Annotated in this window: 23 protein-coding genes; 4 read left to right on the forward strand and 19 right to left on the reverse strand. The window is 68.6% G+C overall.

Annotated features, from left to right (window positions below; genetic code table 11):
- Window positions 1-52: 52 nt before the first annotated feature.
- Genes G332_RS0108840 through G332_RS0108850 form a run of 3 tightly spaced genes read right to left on the reverse strand, consistent with a single transcriptional unit; the run spans window position 53 to window position 5,163 of the window.
- Window positions 53-985, reverse strand: a complete 933-nt coding sequence (locus G332_RS0108840; RefSeq protein ID WP_019626636.1) for an isoaspartyl peptidase/L-asparaginase family protein — start codon at window positions 983-985, stop codon at window positions 53-55.
- Window positions 961-2,406 (reverse strand): sialidase family protein, encoded by a 1,446-nt coding sequence (locus G332_RS0108845; protein ID WP_081619790.1) that lies wholly within the window; start codon window positions 2,404-2,406, stop codon window positions 961-963. The genes G332_RS0108840 and G332_RS0108845 overlap by 25 nt, the downstream gene beginning before the upstream one ends.
- A 21-nt stretch (window positions 2,407-2,427) precedes the next feature.
- The gene (locus G332_RS0108850) at window positions 2,428-5,163 is read right to left on the reverse strand and encodes a cation-transporting P-type ATPase (protein ID WP_019626637.1); all 2,736 of its coding nucleotides are present in this window, start codon (window positions 5,161-5,163) and stop codon (window positions 2,428-2,430) included.
- A gap of 136 nt (window positions 5,164-5,299) precedes the next feature.
- Between G332_RS0108850 and G332_RS0108855 the strand changes: the two genes are divergently transcribed.
- Complete coding sequence (locus G332_RS0108855; protein WP_019626638.1) at window positions 5,300-6,202, forward strand: alpha/beta hydrolase; 903 nt, start codon at window positions 5,300-5,302, stop codon at window positions 6,200-6,202.
- 62 nt (window positions 6,203-6,264) lie between these two features.
- On the opposite strand, the gene G332_RS0108860 is transcribed toward G332_RS0108855, so the two are convergent.
- From G332_RS0108860 to G332_RS0108930, 15 genes are all read right to left on the reverse strand, one after another.
- On the reverse strand, window positions 6,265-7,986 hold the full coding sequence (locus G332_RS0108860; protein WP_019626639.1) for a complex I subunit 5 family protein: 1,722 nt from the start codon (window positions 7,984-7,986) through the stop codon (window positions 6,265-6,267).
- Window positions 7,983-9,506, reverse strand: a complete 1,524-nt coding sequence (locus G332_RS0108865) for a complex I subunit 5 family protein (RefSeq protein WP_019626640.1) — start codon at window positions 9,504-9,506, stop codon at window positions 7,983-7,985. Before G332_RS0108865 ends, G332_RS0108860 begins: the two co-directional genes overlap by 4 nt.
- Complete coding sequence (locus G332_RS0108870) at window positions 9,503-10,987, reverse strand: complex I subunit 5 family protein (RefSeq protein WP_019626641.1); 1,485 nt, start codon at window positions 10,985-10,987, stop codon at window positions 9,503-9,505. Before G332_RS0108870 ends, G332_RS0108865 begins: the two co-directional genes overlap by 4 nt.
- Window positions 10,984-11,409, reverse strand: coding sequence for a cation:proton antiporter subunit C (locus tag G332_RS0108875; protein WP_019626642.1), 426 nt, complete (start codon window positions 11,407-11,409; stop codon window positions 10,984-10,986). The genes G332_RS0108870 and G332_RS0108875 overlap by 4 nt, the downstream gene beginning before the upstream one ends.
- Window positions 11,406-12,404, reverse strand: coding sequence for a hydrogenase subunit MbhD domain-containing protein (locus G332_RS0108880; RefSeq protein ID WP_019626643.1), 999 nt, complete (start codon window positions 12,402-12,404; stop codon window positions 11,406-11,408). Before G332_RS0108880 ends, G332_RS0108875 begins: the two co-directional genes overlap by 4 nt.
- A complete protein-coding gene (locus G332_RS0108885; RefSeq protein WP_019626644.1) occupies window positions 12,401-12,697 on the reverse strand; it encodes a monovalent cation/H(+) antiporter subunit G in 297 nt (98 codons plus the stop codon). The genes G332_RS0108880 and G332_RS0108885 overlap by 4 nt, the downstream gene beginning before the upstream one ends.
- The gene (locus tag G332_RS0108890; protein WP_019626645.1) at window positions 12,687-13,007 is read right to left on the reverse strand and encodes a monovalent cation/H+ antiporter complex subunit F; all 321 of its coding nucleotides are present in this window, start codon (window positions 13,005-13,007) and stop codon (window positions 12,687-12,689) included. The genes G332_RS0108885 and G332_RS0108890 overlap by 11 nt, the downstream gene beginning before the upstream one ends.
- A complete protein-coding gene (locus tag G332_RS0108895; protein ID WP_081619791.1) occupies window positions 13,004-13,558 on the reverse strand; it encodes a Na+/H+ antiporter subunit E in 555 nt (184 codons plus the stop codon). Before G332_RS0108895 ends, G332_RS0108890 begins: the two co-directional genes overlap by 4 nt.
- 39 nt (window positions 13,559-13,597) lie before the next feature.
- Entirely contained in the window at window positions 13,598-14,113 is a 516-nt protein-coding gene (locus G332_RS0108900) for an invasion-associated locus B family protein (RefSeq protein ID WP_019626647.1), read from the reverse strand.
- Window positions 14,114-14,379: 266 nt separating this feature from the next.
- The gene (locus tag G332_RS0108905; protein ID WP_019626648.1) at window positions 14,380-15,927 is read right to left on the reverse strand and encodes a glycosyltransferase family 39 protein; all 1,548 of its coding nucleotides are present in this window, start codon (window positions 15,925-15,927) and stop codon (window positions 14,380-14,382) included.
- Window positions 15,924-16,586 carry an HAD family hydrolase gene (locus G332_RS0108910; RefSeq protein ID WP_019626649.1) on the reverse strand — a complete coding sequence of 221 codons (663 nt, stop codon included), beginning with the start codon at window positions 16,584-16,586 and terminating at the stop codon, window positions 15,924-15,926. Before G332_RS0108910 ends, G332_RS0108905 begins: the two co-directional genes overlap by 4 nt.
- Entirely contained in the window at window positions 16,586-17,359 is a 774-nt protein-coding gene (locus G332_RS0108915) for an SDR family oxidoreductase (protein ID WP_019626650.1), read from the reverse strand. Before G332_RS0108915 ends, G332_RS0108910 begins: the two co-directional genes overlap by 1 nt.
- The gene (locus tag G332_RS0108920; protein WP_019626651.1) at window positions 17,356-18,654 is read right to left on the reverse strand and encodes an FAD-binding oxidoreductase; all 1,299 of its coding nucleotides are present in this window, start codon (window positions 18,652-18,654) and stop codon (window positions 17,356-17,358) included. The genes G332_RS0108915 and G332_RS0108920 overlap by 4 nt, the downstream gene beginning before the upstream one ends.
- A 42-nt stretch (window positions 18,655-18,696) precedes the next feature.
- Window positions 18,697-19,671 carry a lysylphosphatidylglycerol synthase transmembrane domain-containing protein gene (locus G332_RS0108925; RefSeq protein ID WP_026340738.1) on the reverse strand — a complete coding sequence of 325 codons (975 nt, stop codon included), beginning with the start codon at window positions 19,669-19,671 and terminating at the stop codon, window positions 18,697-18,699.
- On the reverse strand, window positions 19,668-20,576 hold the full coding sequence (locus tag G332_RS0108930) for a decaprenyl-phosphate phosphoribosyltransferase (RefSeq protein ID WP_255414588.1): 909 nt from the start codon (window positions 20,574-20,576) through the stop codon (window positions 19,668-19,670). The genes G332_RS0108925 and G332_RS0108930 overlap by 4 nt, the downstream gene beginning before the upstream one ends.
- 115 nt (window positions 20,577-20,691) lie before the next feature.
- Between G332_RS0108930 and G332_RS0108935 the strand changes: the two genes are divergently transcribed.
- From G332_RS0108935 to G332_RS0108945, 3 genes are all read left to right on the forward strand, one after another.
- Entirely contained in the window at window positions 20,692-21,204 is a 513-nt protein-coding gene (locus G332_RS0108935; protein WP_019626654.1) for a hypothetical protein, read from the forward strand.
- 43 nt (window positions 21,205-21,247) lie between these two features.
- The gene (locus G332_RS0108940; protein ID WP_019626655.1) at window positions 21,248-22,138 is read left to right on the forward strand and encodes a DMT family transporter; all 891 of its coding nucleotides are present in this window, start codon (window positions 21,248-21,250) and stop codon (window positions 22,136-22,138) included.
- 107 nt (window positions 22,139-22,245) lie between these two features.
- Window positions 22,246-22,635, forward strand: a complete 390-nt coding sequence (locus tag G332_RS0108945) for a membrane protein (RefSeq protein ID WP_026340739.1) — start codon at window positions 22,246-22,248, stop codon at window positions 22,633-22,635.
- A gap of 431 nt (window positions 22,636-23,066) precedes the next feature.
- Here G332_RS0108945 and fdxA read toward each other — a convergent pair whose 3' ends face one another.
- The gene (gene fdxA / locus G332_RS0108950; RefSeq protein WP_019626657.1) at window positions 23,067-23,390 is read right to left on the reverse strand and encodes a ferredoxin FdxA; all 324 of its coding nucleotides are present in this window, start codon (window positions 23,388-23,390) and stop codon (window positions 23,067-23,069) included.
- Window positions 23,391-23,569 lie beyond the last annotated feature (179 nt).

The following is a 23,569-nucleotide window of genomic DNA, read 5'->3' on the forward strand; positions in this document are numbered from 1 at the left end:
CCGTTTCACGACCCGCGCGTCGGGTGATTCCGGGGCCGCTGGCGTGGCCCGGTCAACGGGCCGGCGGTTCGATACGGGTCCGGCTCGGGCCCGCGTGTTCGATCCAGCCGTGGAGCATGCGCGGGGTGGTGGTGCCGGCCGCGCAGCGCCCGTTGTGGTCGATCACGATGGCCCCGCCGTAGCCCGCGAGCCGCTCCCGCAGGCGCTGCAGGCTGGCGGTCAGGGCCTCGGCGGCGCTCAGCCCTAGATATTCGATACGGTCGGCCAGTTCCCGGGCAAACACACTGCGCAGGAAATGCTCGCCATGCCCGGTCGCGGAGACGGCGGCGCTGTGGTCGTCCGCGTAGACGCCGGCACCCGGGATCGGCGAGTCCCCGACACGACCGGGGCGCTGGCCGGTCATCCCGCCGGTGGAGGTGGCCGCGGCCAGATGGCCGTGCCGGTCGCGCGCGATCGCGCCGATAGTCCCGGGCGCGGGTTCGTCATGATCCAGTGTGACCCGGCCCTGGCACAGGGCGCGCTCCAGCTGTTCCCGCCGCTGCGGGATGATCAGGGTGTCCTCGTCCACCTGCGGCATCCCGATCTCGCGGGCGAAGCTGGCGGCGCCGTCCGCGACCAGCAGCACGTGTTCCCCGTCGTCGAGGATCGCCCGCGCCAGGCGGACCGGGTTGGCAATGCCGCGAACCGCCGCGACGGCCCCCGCAGCGAGAGCCGCGCCATCCATGATCGCGGCATCCAGTTCCACGGTCCCGTCCCGGGTCAGGGCGGCCCCGGTTCCGGCATTGAACAGCGGGTTGTCCTCGAGCCGCGCCGCGCAGTACTCCACGGTATCCAGGGCGGTATCGCCCCGCGCCAGCCGCTCGCGACCGGCCTCCAGTACCGCGTGCAGCGCGGCATGGTAGCGGCCGGCGGTCTGTGGATGCCCGGCCTCGCGGATCTGCCCGGCGCCACCGTGGATCATCAGCGAGAAGGGTTCGGATGGCATCCGTCCTCCTCGATCTGGCCGCGGATCAGCAGGATGTCGCTGTGGCTTCCCGGGATGAAGCGGCTCTGGGCAATCGCGATCGCCCCGTGGCGGTTGACCGCCATGCGTCGTTTCAGCTGCCCCTGCAGGCCCCCGCTGTAGGGGGTATCGAGCGTGCCCGGGACCGCCTCGACAGGCCCGAACCGCGCGGACTTCAGCGGCGCGTGGGTAAATGCCAGGCCCCAGGGCCGATCGGTCGGGTGGGGATAGCGCTGCCAGACCAGATACAGACACCGGTCGTCCCGGGTCAGCGTCGGGAAGCCGCCCGGCCAGTCCTCGGCGTCGAGCCGGGTAGGCGCTGCAAAGTCCAGGCTGTCGGCATCTGCGCGACTGACATGCAGGCGGCGGAAATGCGGCTGTCGGTAGTCCTCCAGGTCGTTGGCCGGGATCGCCCCGAAGGCCAGGTGAACGACGCCGTCCGCGTCCACCACCAGCGTCGGGGCGTCGGCATGGCCCGGGTGCTCCAGCGCGGTGGCCGGTTCGGAAAAGCCGGCGTCCAGGTTGTCCGAGCGGGCGATCCGGATGTCCGCGTACGGGCTGTCACCCTCCGACCAGGCCAGCAGCACGCGACCGGACGGCGCCTGTGCAAGGGCCGGGGCGCGGGCCGGCACCGCGGCGTCCGGGTTGATGGTCACGGGTTCGGCGAAGGACGCGCCATGATCCGTGGAATAGGTGACACGCAGCGGACCCTTGTACTCGGTCCAGGCCGCGACCACCTCGCCGGTGGCCGTCAGCAGCAGGTCCAGGCTGCCATTGTCCCAGCGCTGGGCGGTGATACGGCCCTTGCCGGCACCGTCGCGCGAACGGGACAGGTTCTGGTGTTCCCCGAACGAGCGTCCTCCGTCGCGGGAGCGGGCGTACAGGATCTCGCCGCCGTGGTCGCCGCCGGTAAACAGGATCTCCTGCCACAACAGGTGGACGTCGAAGGCGTCGGCGTCATCCGGCGCCGGTTGGATCGCGACCCGCGGCAGCCAGGAAAAGGTGCCCGGTTCACCACTGATCCGGGTCGGTCGCTCGAAGACCGCCCGGCCGTCGCGGTCGTAGCGCTGCAGGAACAGGGCCTGCTGCGCCTGGTCGGCCCAGACGACCAGCGCGTCGCCATGGTCATTGATCGCCACCGAGGCATCGTCGACATAGCGAAAATCCGAGGCGTTCATGCGCCAGGGCCCTCGAAAGGCCTCGCCGCGCGCAACCTCGACCGGCTCCTGCCAGGCAATCCGGGACTCGGGTGCGCCTCCCGCCAGGGCCGTTGGCCCGCACAGGGCGAGGGCGAGCGCGCACAGGGGGCCCAGTGCGGCCCCGATCGGGCGCAGCGCAGGGGGCAGGTGAACGCCGGCATCGGGGACGGGGTAGCGGGTTGCGGGTGTGTCTGTCGCGGCCATGGGTAGCCTCCCGGGCGTTTCCTACCGATGCGGGTCGAAGCCGCTCTGGCGCAGTAGTGTCTTTTCGAGTTCGACCAGTGTGAACAGGATCAGGCCGAAGGCGAGGATGCGCAGCCATTCCTCCGGCCCGATGGCGGTGGTGCCGAACAGCAGCTGCAGCGGTGGGGCGTAGGTGAACATGCCCTGCAGCACGATCAGGATCCCGATTGCGATTATGGCCGGTCGGCTTGCGGCCAGGCTGGCACGGCTGAGGGCAGGCGCCAGCAGGGAACGGCTGGCCAGCATGAAGAACAGCTGTCCCATGACCAGGGTGTTGATGGCCACGGTGCGGGCGAATTCGAGCTCTACCCCCTGCTGCTGCAGCCACAGGAAGTGGCCAAAGGCGCCCGCGACCAGCAGGGTGGACACGAAACCGATCCGCCATAGCAGGAAACCGGACAGGATCGGGGTGTTGGGCGGGCGTGGCGGACGTTGCATGGTGCCGGGTTCGGTGGGTTCGAAGGCCAGCGCCAGGCCGAGGGTGACGGCACTGACCATATTGACCCACAGCACCTGAACCGGTGTAAGCGGCAGGGTCAGGCCCAGCAGAATCGCGGCGACGATCGTGAAGGCCAGTCCTCCGTTGTTGGGCAGGAGGAACATGATCGCCTTCTTCAGGTTGTCATAGACCGTTCGGCCCTCTTCTACCGCGTTGGCGATGGATACGAAGTTGTCGTCCGCCAGGATCATTGCGGAGGCCTCGCGCGCGGCCTCGGTGCCCTTCATGCCCATGGCCACGCCGACATCGGCGCGTTTGAGTGCGGGAGTGTCGTTGACACCGTCGCCGGTCATCGCGACCACGTCGCCGTGGCTCTGAATCGCGCGTACCAGCCGCAGCTTGTGCTCCGGCGTGGTGCGGGCGAATACGTCGACACGCTGGACGAGCTTCTTGAGGTCTTCGTCGGAGGTGTCGTCCAGTTCGTGGCCGACGACGACACCACCCGCGGTGTTGATGCCCAGTTCGTCGGCGATGGCCCTTGCGGTGATGCCGTGATCGCCGGTGATCATCTTCACCCGGATGCCGGCCTCCTGGCAGTGGGCTACTGCCTTGATAGCTTCTTCGCGCGGCGGGTCGATGATCCCGCACACCGCGACCAGGGTGAGGCCGCCGTCCTCGATATCGGAGAACTGCAGTTCCTTGCGCTGACCCTCCAGGCGCCGGGTGGCGAGCGCGAGCAGGCGCTGTCCTCGCCCGGCGACGCCATCCATCCACTGTTGCCAGTGTTCGGTGTCGAGCGGTTCTTCCCCGTCCCGGGTGCGCTGGTGGCTGCAAAGGGCCAGCACGCGCTCCGGTGCGCCCTTCAGGAAGAGGGTGGTATGCCCTTCAGGGGCGTGGTGCAGGGTGGCCATGAACTTGTAGGACGACTCGAAGGGGATCACGTCGGCGCGTACAAAGCGCTCGCGGATCACCTTCGGTTCCAGGCCGCCCTTCATGGCCGCGACGATCAGGGCGCCCTCGGTCGGGTCGCCCTCCATGGTCCATTGATCGTCCTTGCGATAGACCTCGGCGTCGTTGCACAGCAGGAGGCCGCGCAGGATTTCGGCCAGGTGAGGGTCGTGGTCCGGGTCTGCCACCTGGTTGTCGCGGGTAATGTCGCCGTCGGGTGCGTAGCCAACTCCGCTGAGTTCGTATTCCGCCTCGGGGGTGATGATGCTCTTCACCGTCATCTCGTTGCGGGTCAGGGTGCCGGTCTTGTCCGAACAGATGGTGGTGACCGCGCCCAGGGTCTCCACCGCCGGCAGGCGGCGGATAATCGCGTGGCGGGCGGCCATGCGCTGCACCCCGATCGCCAGGGTGATGGTCATGATCGCCGGCAGGCCCTCGGGGATCGCTGCCACCGCCAGGCTGGCCGCGGCGAGGAAGGTCTCCACCAGATCGTAGTCGCGCACCCAGTAGCCGAAGGCGAAGGTCGCCGCCGCCAGGATACCGATGGCCACCGACAGCCAGCGGCCGAACTGGGCGATCTGGCGCAGCAGCGGCGTGGTCAGGGTCTCGACCTCGCTGATCAGGGTGGAGATGCGGCCAATTTCGGTATCGGCCCCGGTGCCGACTACCACCCCGTGGCCCTGGCCAAAGGCCACCAGCGTGCCGGAATAGGCCATCGAGCGGCGATCGCCGAGGTCGGAGTCGGCCTCAACCGGCTCGGTCTGTTTGTCGCTGGCGACCGATTCACCGGTCAGCGCGGCCTCGTCGATGCGCAGGTTGTGCGCGGCCAGCAGCCGCAGGTCGGCCGGTACCCGGTCGCCCGCCTGCAGGTAGACGATGTCTCCTGGTACCAGCTCCTCCGCCGGCAGGCTGCGCCGCTGGCCATCGCGCAGCACCAGGGCTCGCGGCGAGAGCATGTGGCGGATCGCGTCCAGGGCCTTTTCGGCCTTGCCCTCCTGGATGTAGCCGATGATCGCGTTGATCAGCACCACGCCCAGGATGACGCCGGTATCCAGCCAGTGCTGGAGCAATGCGGTCCCCGCCGCAGCTGCGATCAGCACGTATATCAGCACATTGTGGAACTGCAACAGGAAACGGCGGATCGGACCGCTGCGGGCCGGTTCGGGCAGCCGGTTCAGGCCAAATCGCTGCAGCCGCCGTCGGCTGGTCGCCGTCGCGAGCCCCTGTTCGTCGGCGTCCAGCCGCTGCAGGGACGCGGCGGTGTCGAGCGCATGCCAGCGCTGCCCCGCAGCGTTGTCTGCGGGTGCGGATGTGGCGGCGGGTTGTTCCATGCGGCGGGTTGCCCTGCTGCGATACCGGATTTCCTATCATGCCGGTCGTCGGCGAGGCCGGCCAGACCTGCAGCGAGGGAATTCGTACGGCGGGTTTTGGGTCCTCTCTCTACTTCACCCGAACAGGAGAGGCAGCATGCGTTTTTCGTGGATGATGGCGGCAGGGACGGCCCTGGCCATGGCGGTCGGGTCGGTGCTGGCGGCCGACAAGGTGACGCTGGAGCACAACGGCCTGGATATGGTCGGTCACTTCCAGGAGGGTGCAGGGGCGGCGCCGGAGGACGGCGTGGTGATGCTCCTGCACGGCACGCTGGCCCATGGCCGCATGGAGATCATGGGCGCCATGCAGGACCAGCTCGCCGCGCGCGGGTACAACACCCTGTCGGTGAACCTCAGCTACGGCATCGATGCCCGTGAGGGCATGTTCGAATGCGATGTCGCGGTGCGCCACGGTGTCGAGGGGCACCTGGACGAACTGGAGGCCTGGCAGGGCTGGCTGCGTGACGAGGGCTACGGTCCGCTCACCCTGATGGGACACTCGCGCGGTGGCAATCAGATGGCACGCTACCTGACCGAACGCGATCCCGACGCCATCCGCGCGCTGGTGCTGGTGGCCCCGTCCACCTATGACGAGGGTGCGGCCCGCGCGGCCTACGAGGACCAGAGCGGGACGCCGCTCCAGGTGCTGCTGGACCGCGCCCACGAGCTCCAGCGCATGGGCCAGGATGACACGCTGCTGGAGGGCGTGCGTTTTCTGCACTGCGGGGAACTGGATGTGACGCCCGCGGCCTTTCTCGGCTATTACGAGCCAACCTCACGGCACAACACGCCCAGCGTGATTGACGGGGTCCGGGTCCCGACGCTGGTGGTGATCGGCTCCGAGGATGACGTGGTGCCGGATCTGCCCGAGCGCATGGAGGCCGTGCCGGACTCCGGCGCCATCACGGTGAAGACGGTGGACGGCGCCGATCACTTCTTCCGTGATTTCTTCGCCGATGACGTGGTCGACTTCAGTGCCGGCTTCCTCGACCGCAACTAAGCTGACGTTTGCGCTGGCTGCGGCAAGATCTGCGAACCGCCGGTGCTGGCCTGCACGGGTCGTCACCGGCCTTGACCGGCCAGCAGTGTCAGGTAGATCCCCAGCATGGCGGCGGTGAACAGCAGCCCGATGGTCTCCCAGCGCGTCAGGACCCGCTCTGCGGATCCCAGCTTGCGGCGCAGCCAGCAGCGGGCGAGACGGAGCCGCGCGGGGTGCCGACTCGGCGGCAGGCGCAGGCTGGCGGTGGCCAGCAGCCGCAGGGACCGCGTCAGCGCCTCCAGTACCACGGCCAGATCGCCCTCCGGCAGCCGGGGTGTCGTCCGTTGCCGCTGCAGACGGGCAACTGCCAGTCCGATCCCCAGTCCGGCCAGTATCGGCCACAGCAGGCTCCAGCCGAACAGATCGCCCGCGGTCGTCGGCGCGCCGCCGGCCGCCGCGAGCAGTGCCGCCACGGGCAGCAGCACGGATATCGAGGCGAGCCCGCCCCAGGCCGACCAGCTGCGCCAGGCCGGCGGTCCCTCGCGGGTTGCCAGCCCGGCGCGCCAGCACCACAGGTAACGCAGCATCAGCAGGGTGGTCCCGATGGCGGCCAGGGTCAGCGCGGCCTCCACATGAGCCAGCCATCCTGCGGTGGTCGCGAGGGCCTCCAGCGGGTCCTTCAGGGCGTTCTTCGCCAGTGCCCCGCTGGTAAACGGTAATCCCGCCAGGGCCAGTGCCGGCAACAGCGCGAACAGGGCGAAGAGCACGCGCCCGGTGGGCGTTGTAGGGCGCTGCCTGTCCATGCCGGCGCCCAGGAAGAGTGCCCCTTTGGCCAGGCCGTGGTGCACCGCATACAGCACCACCGCCGCCACCAGCCACTCGCGCGCCTCGGGCAGCAGCAGGGCCAGGCCGACGCCCGTGGTCATCAGCCCCATCTGCGAGATGCTGGAATAGGCGAGGATGGTTTTCGGCCGCTGTTGCAGTACCCCGGCCAGGGCGCCCAGGAAGGCGGCGGCGAGCCCCAGAAGTATCAGACCCTCGCCCAGCACCGCGTGGCCGGCGGCGTCGATCGGGAACAGTTGCAGCCAGCCGAACAGGCCGGCCTTGATCATCGCGCCGGAGAGCACCGCGCTGGCCGGGACCGGGGCCGCCGGATGCGCCAGTGGCAACCAGAAATGCAGCGGCAGCATCCCGGCCTTGATGCCCAGTGCGACCAGCAGCAACAGCAACGCGAGACCGTCGGGGCGTGCTGCTGCCAGAGCCGACAGCTCCATGGCGCCCGCCTCGCGCACGGCCATGGCCAGACCCGCGAACAGCAGCACCTCGCCCAGGATTGCGAGCACCAGATAAAAGCGTCCGGCGCGCCAGGCCTCCCGGGTGTTCGGGTGCACGACCAGGCCGTAGGCGGCAAGGCTCATCAGCGAGAAGAACAGGTAAAAGGCGAGCGCATCCTGCGCCAGGATCAGGCCCAGGTTGCCGGCCAGCGCCAACAGCCAGAACACATGGAAGCGGTGGCGCAGCGGGTCGCCGCGCCGGTTGTCCCGCGCGAACAGGCCGGCGGCCAGCCACAGGCCGGCGGTCAGGGCGAGAAAGGCCTGACGTATCGGGTCCAGGCCCAGGGTGGTGCCAAGCAGCAGCCAGTCGAACCGGGCCTCGGTGCCGACTGGCACCAGGATGGCGGTCAGCAGCGCGGGCAGGGCCGCCCAGGGCACCAGTCGCTGCAGGCCGATTTGCAGCGGCCGCCACCCGACAAGCAGCGCCAGCAGCAGTGGCAGCAGGGGTACGCCCAGCAACCAGGCGTTCATGTATCCAGCCCCGGGATGATGTAGTCGCGCTGTACGATGACCGCGACCCAGCCCAGCGGGCTCAGACCCACGGCCGCCAGCAGCCCGGTCAGGATGCTGAGGGCGGCGACCAGCAGCGTGGGGACCAGCAGCATCCAGTGCGTCTCGAAGCGAGTGGGACCGATCTGCTCCCGCATTGGCTCGGGCCAGGGTTCGCGGCGCTCGCCCAGCCAGCCCCGGATGATCGGCGGCAGGAAGTAGGCGGCATTCAACAGGCCGGAGAGCACCAGGACCCAGAGGACCCAGAGGGCATCCACCTGCAAGGCGCCCAGGCCCAGGTGCCATTTGGTGACGAATCCGGCCAGCGGGGGCAGTCCGATCATGCCGAGTGCCCCCATGGTGAAGGCTAGCATGGTCCAGGGCATGCGCCGGCCGACACCGTCCATCTCGCGCACCTTGTGGATGCCCAGGGTCTCGGCAAAGTTGCCGGCGCAGAAGAACAGCGTGATCTTGGTCAGGCCCTGGTGCACCAGATGCACCAGCCCCCCGATCACGCCCAGTGGTCCGGCCAGGGCAACCCCGAGCACGATGTAGGCGACCTGGCTGACGGTCGAGAACGCCAGGCGTTGTTTCAGGTCCTGGGCGCGGAGGGCCTGGATGGATCCGTACAGGATGGTGATGGCCGCGACCACCAGCAGGCCGGTCGTCAGGCCCAGCTCCAGCGCCAGTTCTGCCCCGTAGACATCGTTGACGACCCGCACGATGCCGAAGGCCCCGGCCTTGACCACCGCCACCGCGTGCAGCAGCGCGCTGACTGGAGCCGGCGCGACCATGGCGATGGGCAGCCAGGAGTGCAGCGGCACCAGCGCGGCCTTGACCCCGAAGCCGACCATCAGCAGCACGAACAGGACTTGCAGCGTGACCGCGTGGGTCTCCGCGAGGCTTTCAAGGTAGCCGCCCGGGGTAAAGCCCTCGGCCCCTGCCAGCAGCGTGAGCCAGACGATGGCCGTGAACAGCACCAGCCCGCTGGTCAGGGTATAGCCGAGATAGAGGCGTCCGGCCCGCAGCGCCGCCGGCGTGCCGCGGTGGACCACCAGGGGCCAGGTCGCCAGGGTCAGAATCTCGTAGAAGATCAGGAAGGTGATCAGGTTGCCGGACAGGGCAATCCCCACCGTTGCGCTGACGCACAGCGAGAAGAAGCCGAAGAAGCGGCTGCGCCGCGGGGAGTGTTCCAGGTAGCCGATTGCGTACACCGTCGTGACCAGCCACAGCACCGCGGAGAGGGTGGCAAACAGCAACGACAGCGAGTCCGCGGCCAGCACCAGATCGATGCCCGGCATCAGCGGCAGACTGAACCGGTATTCGTCGCCCCGCAGCACCCCCAGCAACAGCACGCCGACCAGTACCAGCTTGGTGACCGCGCCGGTCAGGTTCAGGCCGATGCGCAGGCGCCGGCGGTGTTCCGCCAGGAAGAAGATCGCGATCCCCGGCAGCAGGGAGCTGAGCAGGATCGTGAGCAGCAGGCCGCCGGCGTCGTTCATGGGGCCCCCGGGGTCAGGCTGAGGGTGTACAGGACCAGCGTGCCGCTCAGCCCGGCGGCCGCGGCCACCAGGGCCAGGCCCAGCGGAACCCAGTCCATCCAGGCGGACACCGCCTCGCCCCGGCGAATCCGGCCCTGATGGAAGGCCGGGGCGACCATGCGCAGTACGTAGGCCGCCGCCAGCAGGCCGCCCCCGGCAATCGCGATCACCCAGAGCACACCGATCGCGCTGCCCGCGAGCACCGTACCCAGGCCGGCCTCCAGCAGCAGGTACTTGGCCACAAAGCCGCCCGTGAACGGCAACCCCATCAGGCTGACACCCGCCAGACCCAGGGCGAACACCGTGCGCAGCCGACCGCGGAGGATGTCGCCCAGATCCACCAGACGGTCATGCCCGGCCGCGTGCTGCAGCGTGCCCGCAGCCAGGAACACGGCCGCCTTGGCCAGGGCATGGACCACGGCAAAGAACACCACCACGCGCCAGGCCGTGGGCTCGACCAGCATCAGCGGGAAGGCGATCAGGAGATACCCGAACTGGGCGACGGTAGAATAGGCGACGATGGACTTCAGCCGCCCGGCCCGCAGCGCCTGGGCCGAACCCCAGACCAGCGCGGCCACTCCCAGCAGTCCGATCAGGACGCCAAAGGCCGGGGTGGCCAGGGGCGCGAATACCCCCATCCACAGGCGCAGGATCAGATAAAAGGAGCCGGTGACCACCAGACCCGAGAGCACTGCACTGACCGGGGCCGGGGCGGAGCCGTGCGCCGGCGCCAGCCACACGTGTACCGGAAACAGGGCCGCCTTCAGCATCAGCCCGGCGGTCATCAGCACCGCTGCCATGCGCTCGGTGGGGCCGACCTGCGCACGCGCCTCCAGCAGCACCAGGTCCAGCACCCCGTGTTCGCCGAACAGCAGCACCACGCCCATCAGGAAGCTCAGCGATCCGAGCAGGTTGACCAGCAGGTAGCGCATTGCGCCGGATACCGCGGCAGCGGTGCCGGTAAAGGCGACCAGAGCCACCGCGGTCAGCGAGACCACCTCCAGCGTGATGTAGAGATTGAAGGCATCACCGGAGACGAACAGCATGTTCAGCCCGGCCCACAGCCACAGCCACAGCGGCCAGAACTGGCGGCGTTCGATGCGGTCATGCACGTAGCCGAGGCTGTACAGGCTGGTGGCCAGGGCCACCACCGCGGTCAGAGCCAGCAGCGTCATCGCCAGCCCGTCCAGATGCAGCATCAGCCCCAGCGGTGCCTCCCAGCTGCCCAGGGCGACGCGGGTGGCGGCAGCCATGGGCTCGGGCCCGGCGTTCAGGAAGACGGCCCCGAGTACCAGTACCCAGGCATTGACGGCCAGCGCGCCGGCGATACCGATACGATGCGCCTGACGCGGCCAGACGGTGGCCAGTACGGCCAGCAGCAGGGACAGTGCGATCAGCCCGGCTACACCGCTGGTCAGCCATGCCTCCCCCGGCAGCGTCATCGGCGTTCTCCGGACCTGGCGGTCGGTTCGATGTGTTCCGGGGCTTCGGTATGGGCGTGATGCTCCAGACGCGAGATATCGTCCACAGGGGCGTCGTCATCGGGAGGCCCGGGCAGGATGATCGCGTTGCCGGTCAGGCGCGCCAGGCGCACGACCAGGGCCAGGGCGAAGGCCGTGGCACTCACCGCGACCACGATGCCGGTCAGCGTGAGGGCCTGGGCGACCGGGTCCGGCGGTCCCTCACCGCGGGCGGCGATCCCGAGCAGCACCATGAACACCCCGGAGCCCATGATGTTCAGGGCGAGGATGCGCAACACCAGGTGATGGCGCCGGATCAGCCCGTACAGGCCGAGCGCGAACAGGATCGCACCGCCGGTGGGATACAACAGGCCCGGTGCCAGGGTCTCGACCAGTCCGCTCATGGGCGATCATCCCCCTCCGGTCGGCCGGCAATGAACAGGGCAACGAGCGTGAGGGCGATCGACAGGGTGGCGGCGACTTCGATCAGGATGATCAACGGGTAGTCCCAGCCGGGCGGGTAGCCGAGAAAGCCATGGCCGGCGAGCAACCCGTACACGCCCGACGCGAGAAACAGCCCGACCCCGGCGCCGAGCCCGAGGCGCAGCAGGGTGCCAGGAGGCGGCGGCATCCGGCGCGGGCGCGACAACACCAGCAGGATGCCCGCGGCCCCGAGGATGGCTCCGGCCTGGAAGGCGCCACCCGGCTGGTGGCTGCCGGCCCAGAGCACATACACCCCGGTCACGACCGCCACCGGCACCAGCAGGCGCAGGGTGCCGGGGAGGATCGGCCCGGGCGCCGGGCGTGCCGGGATCCGGTCGTGGCGCCCGAGTGACCAGGCCCCGAGCAGGGCCACCAGCACAATCGCCAGCTCCAGGAAGGTGTCGTAGGCGCGAAAGTTCAGCAGTACCGCGGTAATTGGGTGGTCCACGCCGGAGGCATCCATGTGCGCGTCCACCACCGGCTCCAGGCCCGCGGCATCGGGCTGGTGCCAAAGCGTGGTCACCAGCAGACTACCGACGACCAGCGCAAAGGTCAGTGCCGGGAGCCGCGTGCGGGGTTCCGGCGGCGGGTCATGCAGGGCCTGCAGCGCGGCGCCGGGCCCGGAGGGGTCGGGCGGGACAGTGTCCGGCCGGTCGCTGCGGCGCCCGGCGATGATGACGCGCAGGCGCTCCAGCGTCACTAGCAGCAGGGCACCCGTGATGCCGGCCCCGATGGCCGCCTCGGCCAGCGCGATGTCCGGCGCCTCCAGCCGCACCCAGGCCAGCGCAAGCAGCAGCCCGAAGGTGATGAACAGCACCACCGCGCGAAACAGGTCCGTGCTTGCCAGGCAGCGCCAGGCGACCCCGATCAGGCCGGCCAGCAGCGCCAGGTCAAAGACGACAAGCAGCAGGTTCATCGGTCGGACTCGAAATCCCCGTGGGTCCAGGTGCGTTGCGCCACCATGTGTGCGGCCGTGGTGCCGGCAGCCAGGACCAGGGCCCAGATCAGCAGCAGCTTGAGGACATCGGCGAGACCGCCCGCCTGGAACATCAGACCGAGGATCACCAGGCCGAGGCCGACGTTGTCCGCCTTGGTCAGGGCGTGCAGGCGCGAATACACATCGGGAAAGCGCAGCAGGCCGGCGGTGCCGGCGGCAAAGAAGCCGAGACCGGTCAGGATCAACAGTACGGTCAGGGTGTTAGCGATCATCGGACGGCTCCTCCGGCGGTGGGTGGTGGCCGCGCCGGGTCGGCGTATCCTGCGGCTCCGGCAGCCCGTGCTGGCGCACGAACGCAACTGCGGCGACCACCGCGAGCAGGGCGAATACCAGGGCCACGTCGACCAGTGCCGGGGTCTCCAGCACCATCGACAACAACAGCAGGATGGCGACCCCGGAGGTGCCGAACAGCAGTGCGGCCAGCATGCGGTCGCCGGAGCCCGGCCCGCGCAGCACGCGGATCAGGCCGAGGAGGATGGTCCCCAGAAGGAACAGGGCGGCGCCGAGATAGAACAGCGTCATCGGCGTGCCTGCGGCCGGTCATCGCGCGGCAGCGCAAAAGCCGCGCGGATGCGCCGCTCCAGTTGCTGGAGGTCGTCCCCCGGTGCAGCCCCCAGATCCAGCACGTGCACCGTGAGCAGGGGTCCCTCCAGACGCACGCTCAGGGTGCCGGGCAGCAGGCTGATCGTCGCCATGAACAAGGTCAGCGGTGGCCCGTGCGGCAGCTCGCTGCGGTAGTCGATAAAGCCCGGTTGCAGTGGCAGCTGCGGATCCAGTGCGCGGCGAGAGACGTCCAGCCCGCCGACAAACGAACGGACCAGGAAGTGGGCCAGCAGGCCCGGGATCGCAGCCGGTCGCAGGGGGAGCGGCCGGCCGGCTGGCAGTAGCAGGCTGGCCCCCGCCGCCAGCAGAACGGCCAGTAGTGCGAGGGGCTCGAACAGGGCATCAACGCCGGCCATGATCCACCACAGTACCCACGCCGTGACGGCTACGCCTGCGGCCCGCCGCCAGGGGGGACGCCTGCGCCGAAGCCGTGCCGGATCCGCGGGTGTTCGGGGCGAGGGTGCGGTCATGGAGACGCCAGTTTTGTGGTTCTGGATGTCCGGAGGCGCTTACCGGAGGCGCTCGCTGGCGGCGGTAAAGCCCATGAGTGAGATATCGAACACGAATGGTTGCTCCTGGTGCAGGGCACGAAAAGCCACGGACAACGTGCGCCCGGCGCGCATCGCGCCCATCTGGGCCTCGCTCAGTTCGCGTCCGGCTACGCAGCCCTGCTGGACGCAGGTTACGTAGGGGGCATCCATCTCCTCGCCACTGCGGTCGACCTGCATGCGGATGCCGGGACGCAGGTCCACACCCAGCGGTAGCAGCATCTCGATGACCGGCTGGTCGCCATCAAGGGATACGGTGGCCTGCAGGGACAGCTCGTCGGCCTGTTCGTCCTGAGTCTGCAGCATCTGCCGCATCTGGCAGCGTTCGCCGGCGCCGGTCTCGAAGCAGGTAACCTGCCAGTCCTGGTAGCTGCTGGTCTCCGGTTCCTGTTGTGCCGCGGCGAGTGTCGGCCATGCCAGAAGCAGGCCCGTCAACAGGCCCGTATGCAGGCGGGTGGGGATCGTGCGAGTCGTCATGCAATGTACTCCGTTGCGTTTGTGCAACCGCCGAGCCCGGGCAATGGCGGCAGTCGTGGGTCAACATGGCCAGGACGTTCCTGAAGACTGCGAGGCGACGGCCGTGTTCCCCGTGCCGGTCCCGGTGCAGCCCGGCGCCTCGGGCGCAGGCCACATCCAGGGGAACATGGATCAGTGTCTTCCTGGACGGAATGGGGGGCGATGGTCGCTGCGAACCTGGCCGTTTCGGGTGGTCTTAAGATATAAAAACTCTTAATAATATCGATTTATAAACTGTTTTCGTAGCGATTTGTAAAGTCGCAGCGGCCCTTCGGGAGCCAGTTCGGGAAGTCGTAATAGCGTGCAAGAACGGGCTGCAGCACCTGCTCGTGATAGGCGGCGTAGTCGAAGCCGTGACCCTCCGCGAGCGACCACTCGACCCCGCGCACCTCCACGGTGCGCACGCGGACCTCCTCGAAGAAGGGTTCGACATGGCCCGGATCGAGTTCGCCGCGGACCGGGACGTACAGCAGGTTGGCCCCGTCCAGCGCGCGAAAGTCGGTCAGCAGGTCGTCCTGGCGGCCGTAGTGCGAGCCGGGGCCGAACACGCCGACCTCGCGCCCGGCGTAGTAGGCGAGTACCGCCGAGCGCGAATAACTGCGGGTGAATACCGGCCAGTCGGGGTCGTACGCGTTCACCACCTCGGCCAGTGCCTGGGGAGTCAGGTAGAACACGGCGTCCGGGTAGCGGTCGTGGCGCTCCAGCCACTCCACCGGCATCAGCGCGATGGTCAGCAGGATGGCGGCGTGCACGAGCGCCAGCCCGCCGGAGAGCCAGGCGCTGATGGCCAGCGCGCGCACGCTCAGGAACAGCGCCGGCAGCAGCAGGAACGGGGCGAAGGCGGCCAGCCAGTGCAGCCCGATGCTCTTGAACGGGGCCAGCAGGGCGAACACCAGCAGCGGGATCAGGCCGGCGGAGAGGAACACCGCGAAGCGGTAACGCCGGATGCCCGCACCCAGCGCGCGCCACTGGCGGGCGTAGAACCACAGCAGCCAGGGCGTGAACAGGTAGATCAGCAGCAGCGCGTAGGTCAGCCAGTTGCCGGGGTCGAAGCCGCCGTCGCCATGCCGGTTCACGATGTTGAACATCACGTTGTACCAGCAGTGGCCCCAGTTCCAGTACAGGTTGACGGCCACGGCCGGCAGTACGCCGAGGATGACCAGGAGCAACCCGCGCCAGTGCTGGCGCGCGAACAGCAGGATATGCAGCCCGAACGCGATCCCCAGCAGCACGGCAAAGTACTTGGACAGGAACGCCAGCCCCAGGGCCAGACCGGCCAGCAGGAACCAGTGTGCAGCCCCGCTGCGCAGGGCCTGCCAGAGCAATCCGGTGGCGAGCAGGCTGAACAGGATCAGCGGGGTGTCGGTGGCGGTCAGAACCGCGATGAAGAACAGCGGCACGAACAGGGCGATCAGTGATGCCAGCCGTGCCCGCACCGGGTCTTCGCGCCGCCACAGCAGCAGGATCGCCAGGGACGGTGCCAGCGACACCAGGATGCCCGGGGCACGGATCGCCAGCGGGTGTTCGGACAGCGGCAGGATCAGGCTCAGCCACCAGCCGACCATCGGCGGGTGGTCGTAGTAGCCCAGATCCGGGTGCTGGCCCCAGATCAGGAAATAGGCCTCGTCGCCGGTGATCGGGAGCGTCCAGGCGATTGCCAGCTTGATCAGGACAACGGCCAGCAGCACCGCGCCGTAATGGCGCGCCAGCCAGGGGGCGTTTTGCCATTCGGTGTTCTGTGATGTGGCCCTTTCTGATGCCGGATGGGTATTCATGCATCCGGCTCCTTTGCGGCAAACACCCGCTGGAAGGCGCCGGCGCGCCACAGGTAGCCCTCGCGTGCCAGCGCCAGCATGTGGCGGTCGCCGGCCGTGTCGCCGTAGGCTGCAACGTATTCCACGCGGACCTGCGGGCCCAGCTGCGCGCGCCAGGCCGTGATGGCCGGCGGCTTGGCCGCACCCTGGCAGTTCGCGCCCTCGAGCTGCCCGGTTATGCGGCCCACGGCGTCGACCGCCAGCCGCGAGCCGATCACGTGGTCGATGCCGTGGCGGCGTGCCCAGGGCCGCAGGTACAGCTCCGGCGAGGCGGAGACCAGTACGCAGGTGTCGCCGCGCGCCTGGTGCCATTGCAGCCGCTGCATACCGGCTGGCCGCAGCAGGCGGTCCAGCGGACCGGCCGCGTAGGCCTGCGCCTGCGCCTCCAGGTCCGCCAGGGCTCGCCCGCCGAGCATGCGGGTCAGGACCCGTTCCTTGGCGGCCTGGCGTGACAGCCGCCCGGCCGCCATGCCCAGCAATGGGGGCAGGCAGGCGGGCAGCCGCGCCGCGAACAGGGGCGTGCCCAGCACAAAGCGCAGGAACGGGAACAGGCTGTCGCGACGGCTCAGGGTGCCGTCGAAATCGAACAGCGCAACAGGCAGCGGGGCGGGATAATCCATCAGAGCTTCAGCCGCTTGAACAGGTATTCGGGGAGCAGGCGGATCACGGTCATGATGATCCGCCAGATCCAGGGCAGGTATGCGACTTCGCGGCCGCGCTGCATGGCCTTCACGATGCCGGAGGCCACGGCCTCGGGTTCGGCCCACAGCGCGCCGGCGCGGTTGAAGCCTGCGGTCATCGGGGTGCGCACGAAGCCGGGCTTGAGGGTGACCACGTCCACGCCGTGGAAGAAGAGGCGGTTGCGCAGCCCCTGCAGATAGGTCGCGAGCATGCCCTTGGCGGTGCCATAGGCGTAGTTGCTCTGGCGTCCGCGGTCCCCCGCGACCGAGCCGATTGCGGCGATGACCCCGCGGCCCTGACGTTCGAAGTCCGGGGCGATACGGGCGAGCAGGGCGATGGCGCTGGTGCCGTTCACGTGGATGGCGTCCAGCGTTGCCTCGACCGAGGCATCACAGGCGGCCTGGTCCGGCAGGGTCCCCCAGGCGAGCAACACCGCGTCCACCTCGCCCAGGGCCTGCTGCGCCTGCTGCCATACGGCCGCGTGGGCGTCGATGTCGGCCAGGTCGGCGGTCGTGCCCTGGATGCGGGTACCGTCGGTGTCGTCGGCGCGTACCCGGAGGTCATCCAGCAGGGCCTGCAGGGCGGTGCCGTCGCGGGCCACGCAGAACAGTTGCGTGTCCGGTGTGGCCAGCTCGCGCGCCACGGCGCTTGCGATCGCGGAGGTGGCACCAAAGAGGACGATGCGCTGCAGCGGGTTTTTTCTCGGGGTCATGCGGTCACCCTGCGCCAGAAGCCGGAGGAGAATTCGGGGTCTACATAATCGGCGAATGCCTCCCAGCGGGGAAACCCCGTGCGGAACATCGGGGCCGGCATGCGCGCGTCCTTGGCCGGGTAAAGGGCACCCCCGCACTCCTGCACGATCGCATCCAGACGCGCAAACAGGCGCTCGGTGGCGCGGCCTTTCTCCGGGAAATCCAGCGCAAGCGTGGCCCCGGGGCGGGGGAAGGACAGCATGCCCGGGGCGGGGCGGGTGCCGAAGGTCTTGAGGACTGCGAGAAACGAGCCCTGGCCGCTGGCGGCGATGGTATCCAGCAGGGTCTGCACGCCCTCCTTTGCATCTGCCGGCGGCAGTACGCACTGGTACTGGTAGAAGCCTTTATGCCCGTAGATCCGGTTCCAGTGCCGGATCGCGTCCAGCGGAAACAGCCATGGCTGGTGATGGATCGCGCGCGGGGTCGCATGCACCGGCTGGCGGTAATAGAGGTGGTTGAAGGCGCGCAGGGTCAGACGGTTGACCAGGGATAGCGGCGGGTCCAGCGGGATGCTGCGCCGTGGTTCGCGCCAGGTGGCTGAGTGCCGGGCCAGGTTGGCATGCCGCGCGGCACTGTAGATACCGCGCCCCACACGGCCGTCACGGCCCGGGTTCAGGCAGTCGATCCAGGCCACCGTGTACGGCCAATCGCGTTCCGAGCGGGTGTTCAGGTCCCAGAATTCGTCGAGACTGGTGAAGCGTTGCGACCAGGCGTGCATCCAGGCGCTGCGGACCGGCGCCAGTTGCAGGGTCACGGTCTCGATCAGGCCGGTCAGGCCCAGGCCGCCGACGGTGGCTGCAAACCAACCGGGGCGCTCCTCCGGGGTGACCTCCAGGACCTGGCCGTCGGAACGACGCAGGGTCAGCCCGAGCACGTGATCCCCGAAACTCCCGGCCTGGTGGTGGTTCTTGCCGTGCACGTCGTTGGCCACGGCCCCGCCCAGCGTCACGCAGCGGGTGCCGGGTACCACTGGCGGGAACCAGCCGCGCGGTATCGCGAAGCGCAGCAGCGCGTCCAGTGACAGGCCGGCCTCGGCGCGGAGGATGCCGGTCGCCGGGTCGAAGGCGATGAAGCGATCCAGCCCCGAGGTGTGCAGTAGCGACGCCCCCGGATTCAGACAGACATCGCCATAACTGCGCCCGAGCCCGTGGGCGAGCAGCGGGCGCGGTGTCTCGGGCAGGGCGCGGCCGCGCCGCGCCAGCGGGACCTCGGCGGCATGCTCCACGCGCGGGATGCGGTTCCAGCTGGCGGTCATGCCCGACCTCTCCACCCGGGAGCCTGTCGGGTTCGGGTAAGACTACGCATGGCGTTTTTCCGGGTGTTCGCGGCCGCGCGCCTCGGCGTTGGTGGACAGGGCGATCAGCCCCAGGATGACCGCGAACCAGAGGGTGGTAAAGCGGATCAGCATGGTCGCCGCGACGGCATCGGCGGCCGGTATGTCGTGCAGGAGCAGCAGCCCGACCATCACCGCCTCGGTTCCGCCCAGTCCGCCCGGCAGGAAGCTGAGCGCGCCGGCCAGCATGGCCAGGGCGAACACGAAGGCGGCAAAGGTAAAGCCGACCTCGAACCCCATGGTATTGAGGATCCACCAGAAGGCCAGGGCCTCGGCGCTCCAGGCGATCACGCTGAGGGCGGTGGCGCCCGCCAGCAGGCCCGGCCGATGGCAGCGCCGCGCCTGCAGCAGGACCGTGGCCAGGTGATGCAGGCTGCGCCACAGGCGCCGCCCCGGGCGGTCACTGATGGCCTGCAGCCAGGCCAGCGGGCGGCGCCAGGAGAGCACCACCAGTGCCGCCAGTATGCAGGCGGCCCCGACCGCGATCAGCCACGCGCCCTGGGCGACCAGAGTCAGCCCCAGCATCGACAGCAGCACGACGGCGATCAGGTCGGACAGGCGTTCGGAGACGAATGCGGCGAAGCTGTCCGGGTAGGGGAGTCCGCGACGCTTGAGCAGGACTCCGCGCAGGGCCTCGCCGGCCTTGCCCGGTGTCGTGGTCAGGGCGAAGCCGGCCAGGTAGATGTGCAGGCTGGCCATTGTCGGCACGCGGTGCTGCAGGGTGCGCAGGTACAGCTGCCAGCGGGTGAAACGCAGTGTGTAGTTCACCAGTGACAGTGCCAGGGCCAGCAGCACGCCGCCGACGCCGACCATCTGCAGGGCGCGCCAGACATCTTCGGCACCGGCCCACAGGGCGACGCCCAGATACAGCGCGACCGCAACCACGACCGAGGCCATGACCGCGCGCAGGCGCCAGCCCGAGAGCAATACGCCATTCATGCGAGCACGGCGAAGGTGACCACCAGCCACAACGCGACGGTAGCCAGCAGGTGGCGGTCGGTCATCAGGTCACGCGAGGTGTCGTTGCCGCCGCCGCGGACGTGCAGCAGGAACAGGTACCGGAAGATGCCATAGATGACGAACGGGAGGGTGTATATCAGCCCGTCGGTGCCGTGCAGCGCAATGGTCTCGGTGCTGACGGTGTACAGGCCGTAGGCGAGCACGGTGCAGGCGGCGCTGATGGCGATGAACTGGTCCAGCAGGCTGACGCTGTAGTCATCCAGCACGCGGCGCGCGCCTTCGCCGTTGTCGCTGCGTTCGACGCGGGCATCGGCCAGCTCCGCACGGCGCTTGGCGAACCCGAGGAACAGGGTCAGCATCAGGCCGCACAGCAGCAGCCACTGGGAGGGCTCGATGCCGAGTCCCAGGGTACCGGCCAGGATGCGCAGCATGAAGCCGGCCGCGATGCTGAAGACATCGAGGATCACGATGTGCTTGAGCGACCAGGAGTAGGCGACGTTCAGTACAAGGTAGATCATGATCAGTGCGATCACCCAGGTGCTGACCAGCGCCGCCAGGGCCAGTGCCACGGCGACCGCGATCACGAAGATCACCCAGGCGGTGGGGACCGCGATCGCGCCACTGGCGATCGGACGCTGGCACTTGGTCGGGTGGCGGCGGTCGGCCTCGACGTCGACGATATCGTTGAGTACATAGACCGCGCTGGCCACCGCACTGAAGGCGAGAAACGCGAGGCTTGCGGCCAGCACGGTGCCCGCATCGCCCCATTCGTGCGCGAACACCACGCCCAGGAACACGAACCCGTTCTTGATGTACTGGTGTGGTCGCAGCAGTTTGATTAGCGATTGCAGCATGTTCGCGGTTGGCGATAGAGGGGACTGCAGTCTACTGACGCCTTCGATGCGTTACCATCGGCGCCGCTGTTGCGCGCGTCCCCGGGAGGCCGGTCAGGCGCAGGGGCGCGCGCACCGAATTTCCCGAATCTGCAGGAGAACCGCCATGTCGCTCGTTGCCCGATCCTTTCTGCCCGCCCTGATGCTGCTTGCGGCCGGGCTTGTCGCCGGTTGCATGTCCGGGGGCGGTCCGGAGCCCGAATTCGCCGAGGGGCAGCCGTTCCCCGAGCGCACGCTGAATGATCAGCATGGCAACGCGGTAGAACTGCCGGGCAACGCACGCGTGATCCTGAAGACGGTCGAGGCTGCGCCGGCCGGTGTGGCCAATGCGGTGCTCGGCGCGATGAGCGCCGAGGAGCGCGACGCGCTGGGCATCATTTACATTGCCGATATCCACGAGATGCCGGCGCAGCCGATGCAGAATGTGGTTCTGCCGCGCATGCAGGCGCGGGATTATTCTATCGTGGTTACCACCCGCGAGGCCGATGCGGCCTTCCTGCCGCATCAGCGCGAACAGGTGACGGTCGTGCGCCTGGATGACAACGGGGTGGTCACGGGGGTTGACCATGCCGGCAGCGAAGAGGCGTTGCAGGATCTGCTCGCGAGCGTCGTTGAATAGGCAGCGTGCATGATGCGGCCCGCGACCCGCGCGGGGCGCTGACATGGCCTTTTTCCTGGGTCTGCTGACGGCGCTGGGCTTCGGTGCCGGTGACTTCCTCGGCGGGCTGGCCTCACGCCGCATCCCGGCGCTGGTGGTGGCCTGCTATTCGCAGGTCCTGGCCACCTTCGTCCTGCTGCTGATCGCCCTGCCGCTGGCGGGTCTGCCGGGCCCGCAGGCCCTGATCTGGGGTGGGGCCTCGGGGCTTGGCTTGGCCCTCGGCCTGCTCGCCTATTACCGCGGCCTGGCCGAGGGCTCCATGGGCCTGGTCGCAGCGATCACCGGCGTGATCTCCGCCTTGGTGCCGCTGGTCGCGGGGCTTGCGCTGGGTGAACGTCCGGGCCTGCTGGCTCTTGTTGGCGTGGCCGCGATCGTGGCAGCGATCGGGATGATCTCGGGCGGGTCGCGCAAGGCCAGCCCGCGGCGTCTGGATCAGCCGGTGCGCGGATGGGTCGCGCTGGCGCGCGGCACGCATCCGGTGAAGGGGCTGCTGGATGCGGTCATCGCCGGGATCTGTTTCGGCCTGGTGTTCGTATTCCTGGGGCAGGCCAGTGAGGGCTCCCCGCTCTGGCCGGTAGTGGCGACCTCCGCGGTCGGCGCCCTGACCCTGGCCCTGGTAATGCTGGTGTTGCGGCCGGCGACCGGCATGCGTCGCTCCACCCTGGTATTGCTGGCGCTGGCCGGCCTGTTCCAGGCGGCGGCCACGCTGGCCTTCGTGGTCGCGGTGCGGATGGGGCTGTTGTCCATCATTGCCGTCGCCGGGGCGTTGTCACCGGCGCCGACCGCCATCATGGCGCGTATCTTTCAGGCCGAGCGCATGTCGCGGGTACAGATCGCGGGTTTTGTGTTCGCGCTGGCGGGCATCGCCTTGATCGTGCTTGGTGGTCCTGGCTGAGGGGTGTTCAGATCGGGGTGATCGTCACGCGCGTGTCGGTACATCCGTGTTTTCGTAGTCTGGTAGTTTCAATGCAGCGGTGCGATCCGCGCGAATGGAGGTAGAACGTGTCCGAACCGTCCCGACCGGAAGTCATCCCCAGCGAGGTCAGCGAGCCGCGCCCGGGTCCACGCAGGGAAAGCACCATGGTGACCGTGGTATACGTGCTTTACCTGGTCAGCTTTCTGACTGCGATCACGGCCATCGTCGGCCTAGTCATTGCGTACATCAAGCGTAGCGAGGACGATGCCGTCAGCGCTTCGCACTTTACCTACCAGATCCGTACCTTCTGGATCGGCCTGTTGTTCGCGGTGATCGGGACGCTTACATCCCCGATCCTGATCGGCTTCCTGGTCTTCTTGTTCCTGTTCGTCTGGGTCCTGGTGCGTTGCATCAAGGGGCTGCTGGCCAACAGCGACAATCGTGCCATCGAACAGCCCGAGACCTGGCTGTGGTAGGACCCGGAATGGCACGGGTGCGGTACGTCTGACATCGCGCCAAGCCGAGAGCGCCCGGAGCAGTATCAGGATCTGATCCATTCGGGTCGGGTCTACGATGCGGTCCCGACCCTGCCTGCGGGTCCGAGGCGGGCTTCCGCTTTGCCGAAGATGTGGTTGTGCGTTAGCGGTTCTTGCGGCGTTTGCCGCAGGAAGCCGTGCAGCGTCCGGACGGGGCGCGAACGCCTGAGGTATGTGGGCGTTTGCCGGCAGCAGGGGGCACGGGCGCCTGTACGCGGTGCCCCGGCCGGCGCGTCTGCTGGCCCGCACGCGCCGCCGAATCTGTCCCGAATCCGACAGACTCCCGGGTTCGGTACTCGGCGATGGTGGTTCGGGGATATCCGCGCACGGTCGGTTGTGCGTCATGGCGCGTACAGCCGACCGTGTCGGGGTCAGCGCTCCAAGTGCTGGAGTTTTCCTTCCACGCCGTCCCATTCTTCCGCGTCTTCCAGCGGGTCCTTGCGCGCGGTGATCACCGGCCAGGTGCGGGAGAGTTCGGCGTTCAGTTCGATGAACTGCAGCTGATCCTCGGGGACGTCATCTTCCGGGACGATGGCCTCGGCCGGGCATTCCGGTTCGCACAGGGTGCAGTCGATGCATTCGTCGGGATCAATGACCAGGAAGTTCGGGCCTTCATGAAAGCAGTCGACCGGGCAGACCTCGACGCAATCGGTGTACTTGCACTTGATGCAGTTCTCGAGAACGATGAACGCCATGCTTTTCTCCCTTTGAATTCAGTCGGTTGACCGGACATCCAGGTGATGCGGTCGCAGGCGCGGCGTTGCGGTCCATGACCCGCCGGCGGTAAACGCTCGCATTGTAACGCCTCGCCCACCGCTGTCGGGAATCCCGGGTGAACCCTGGCCACATTCCGTGCGGTCCGGCCATCGCAATG

This window comes from Thioalkalivibrio sp. ALJT (assembly GCF_000381825.1).
Lineage (GTDB): Bacteria > Pseudomonadota > Gammaproteobacteria > Ectothiorhodospirales > Ectothiorhodospiraceae > Thioalkalivibrio.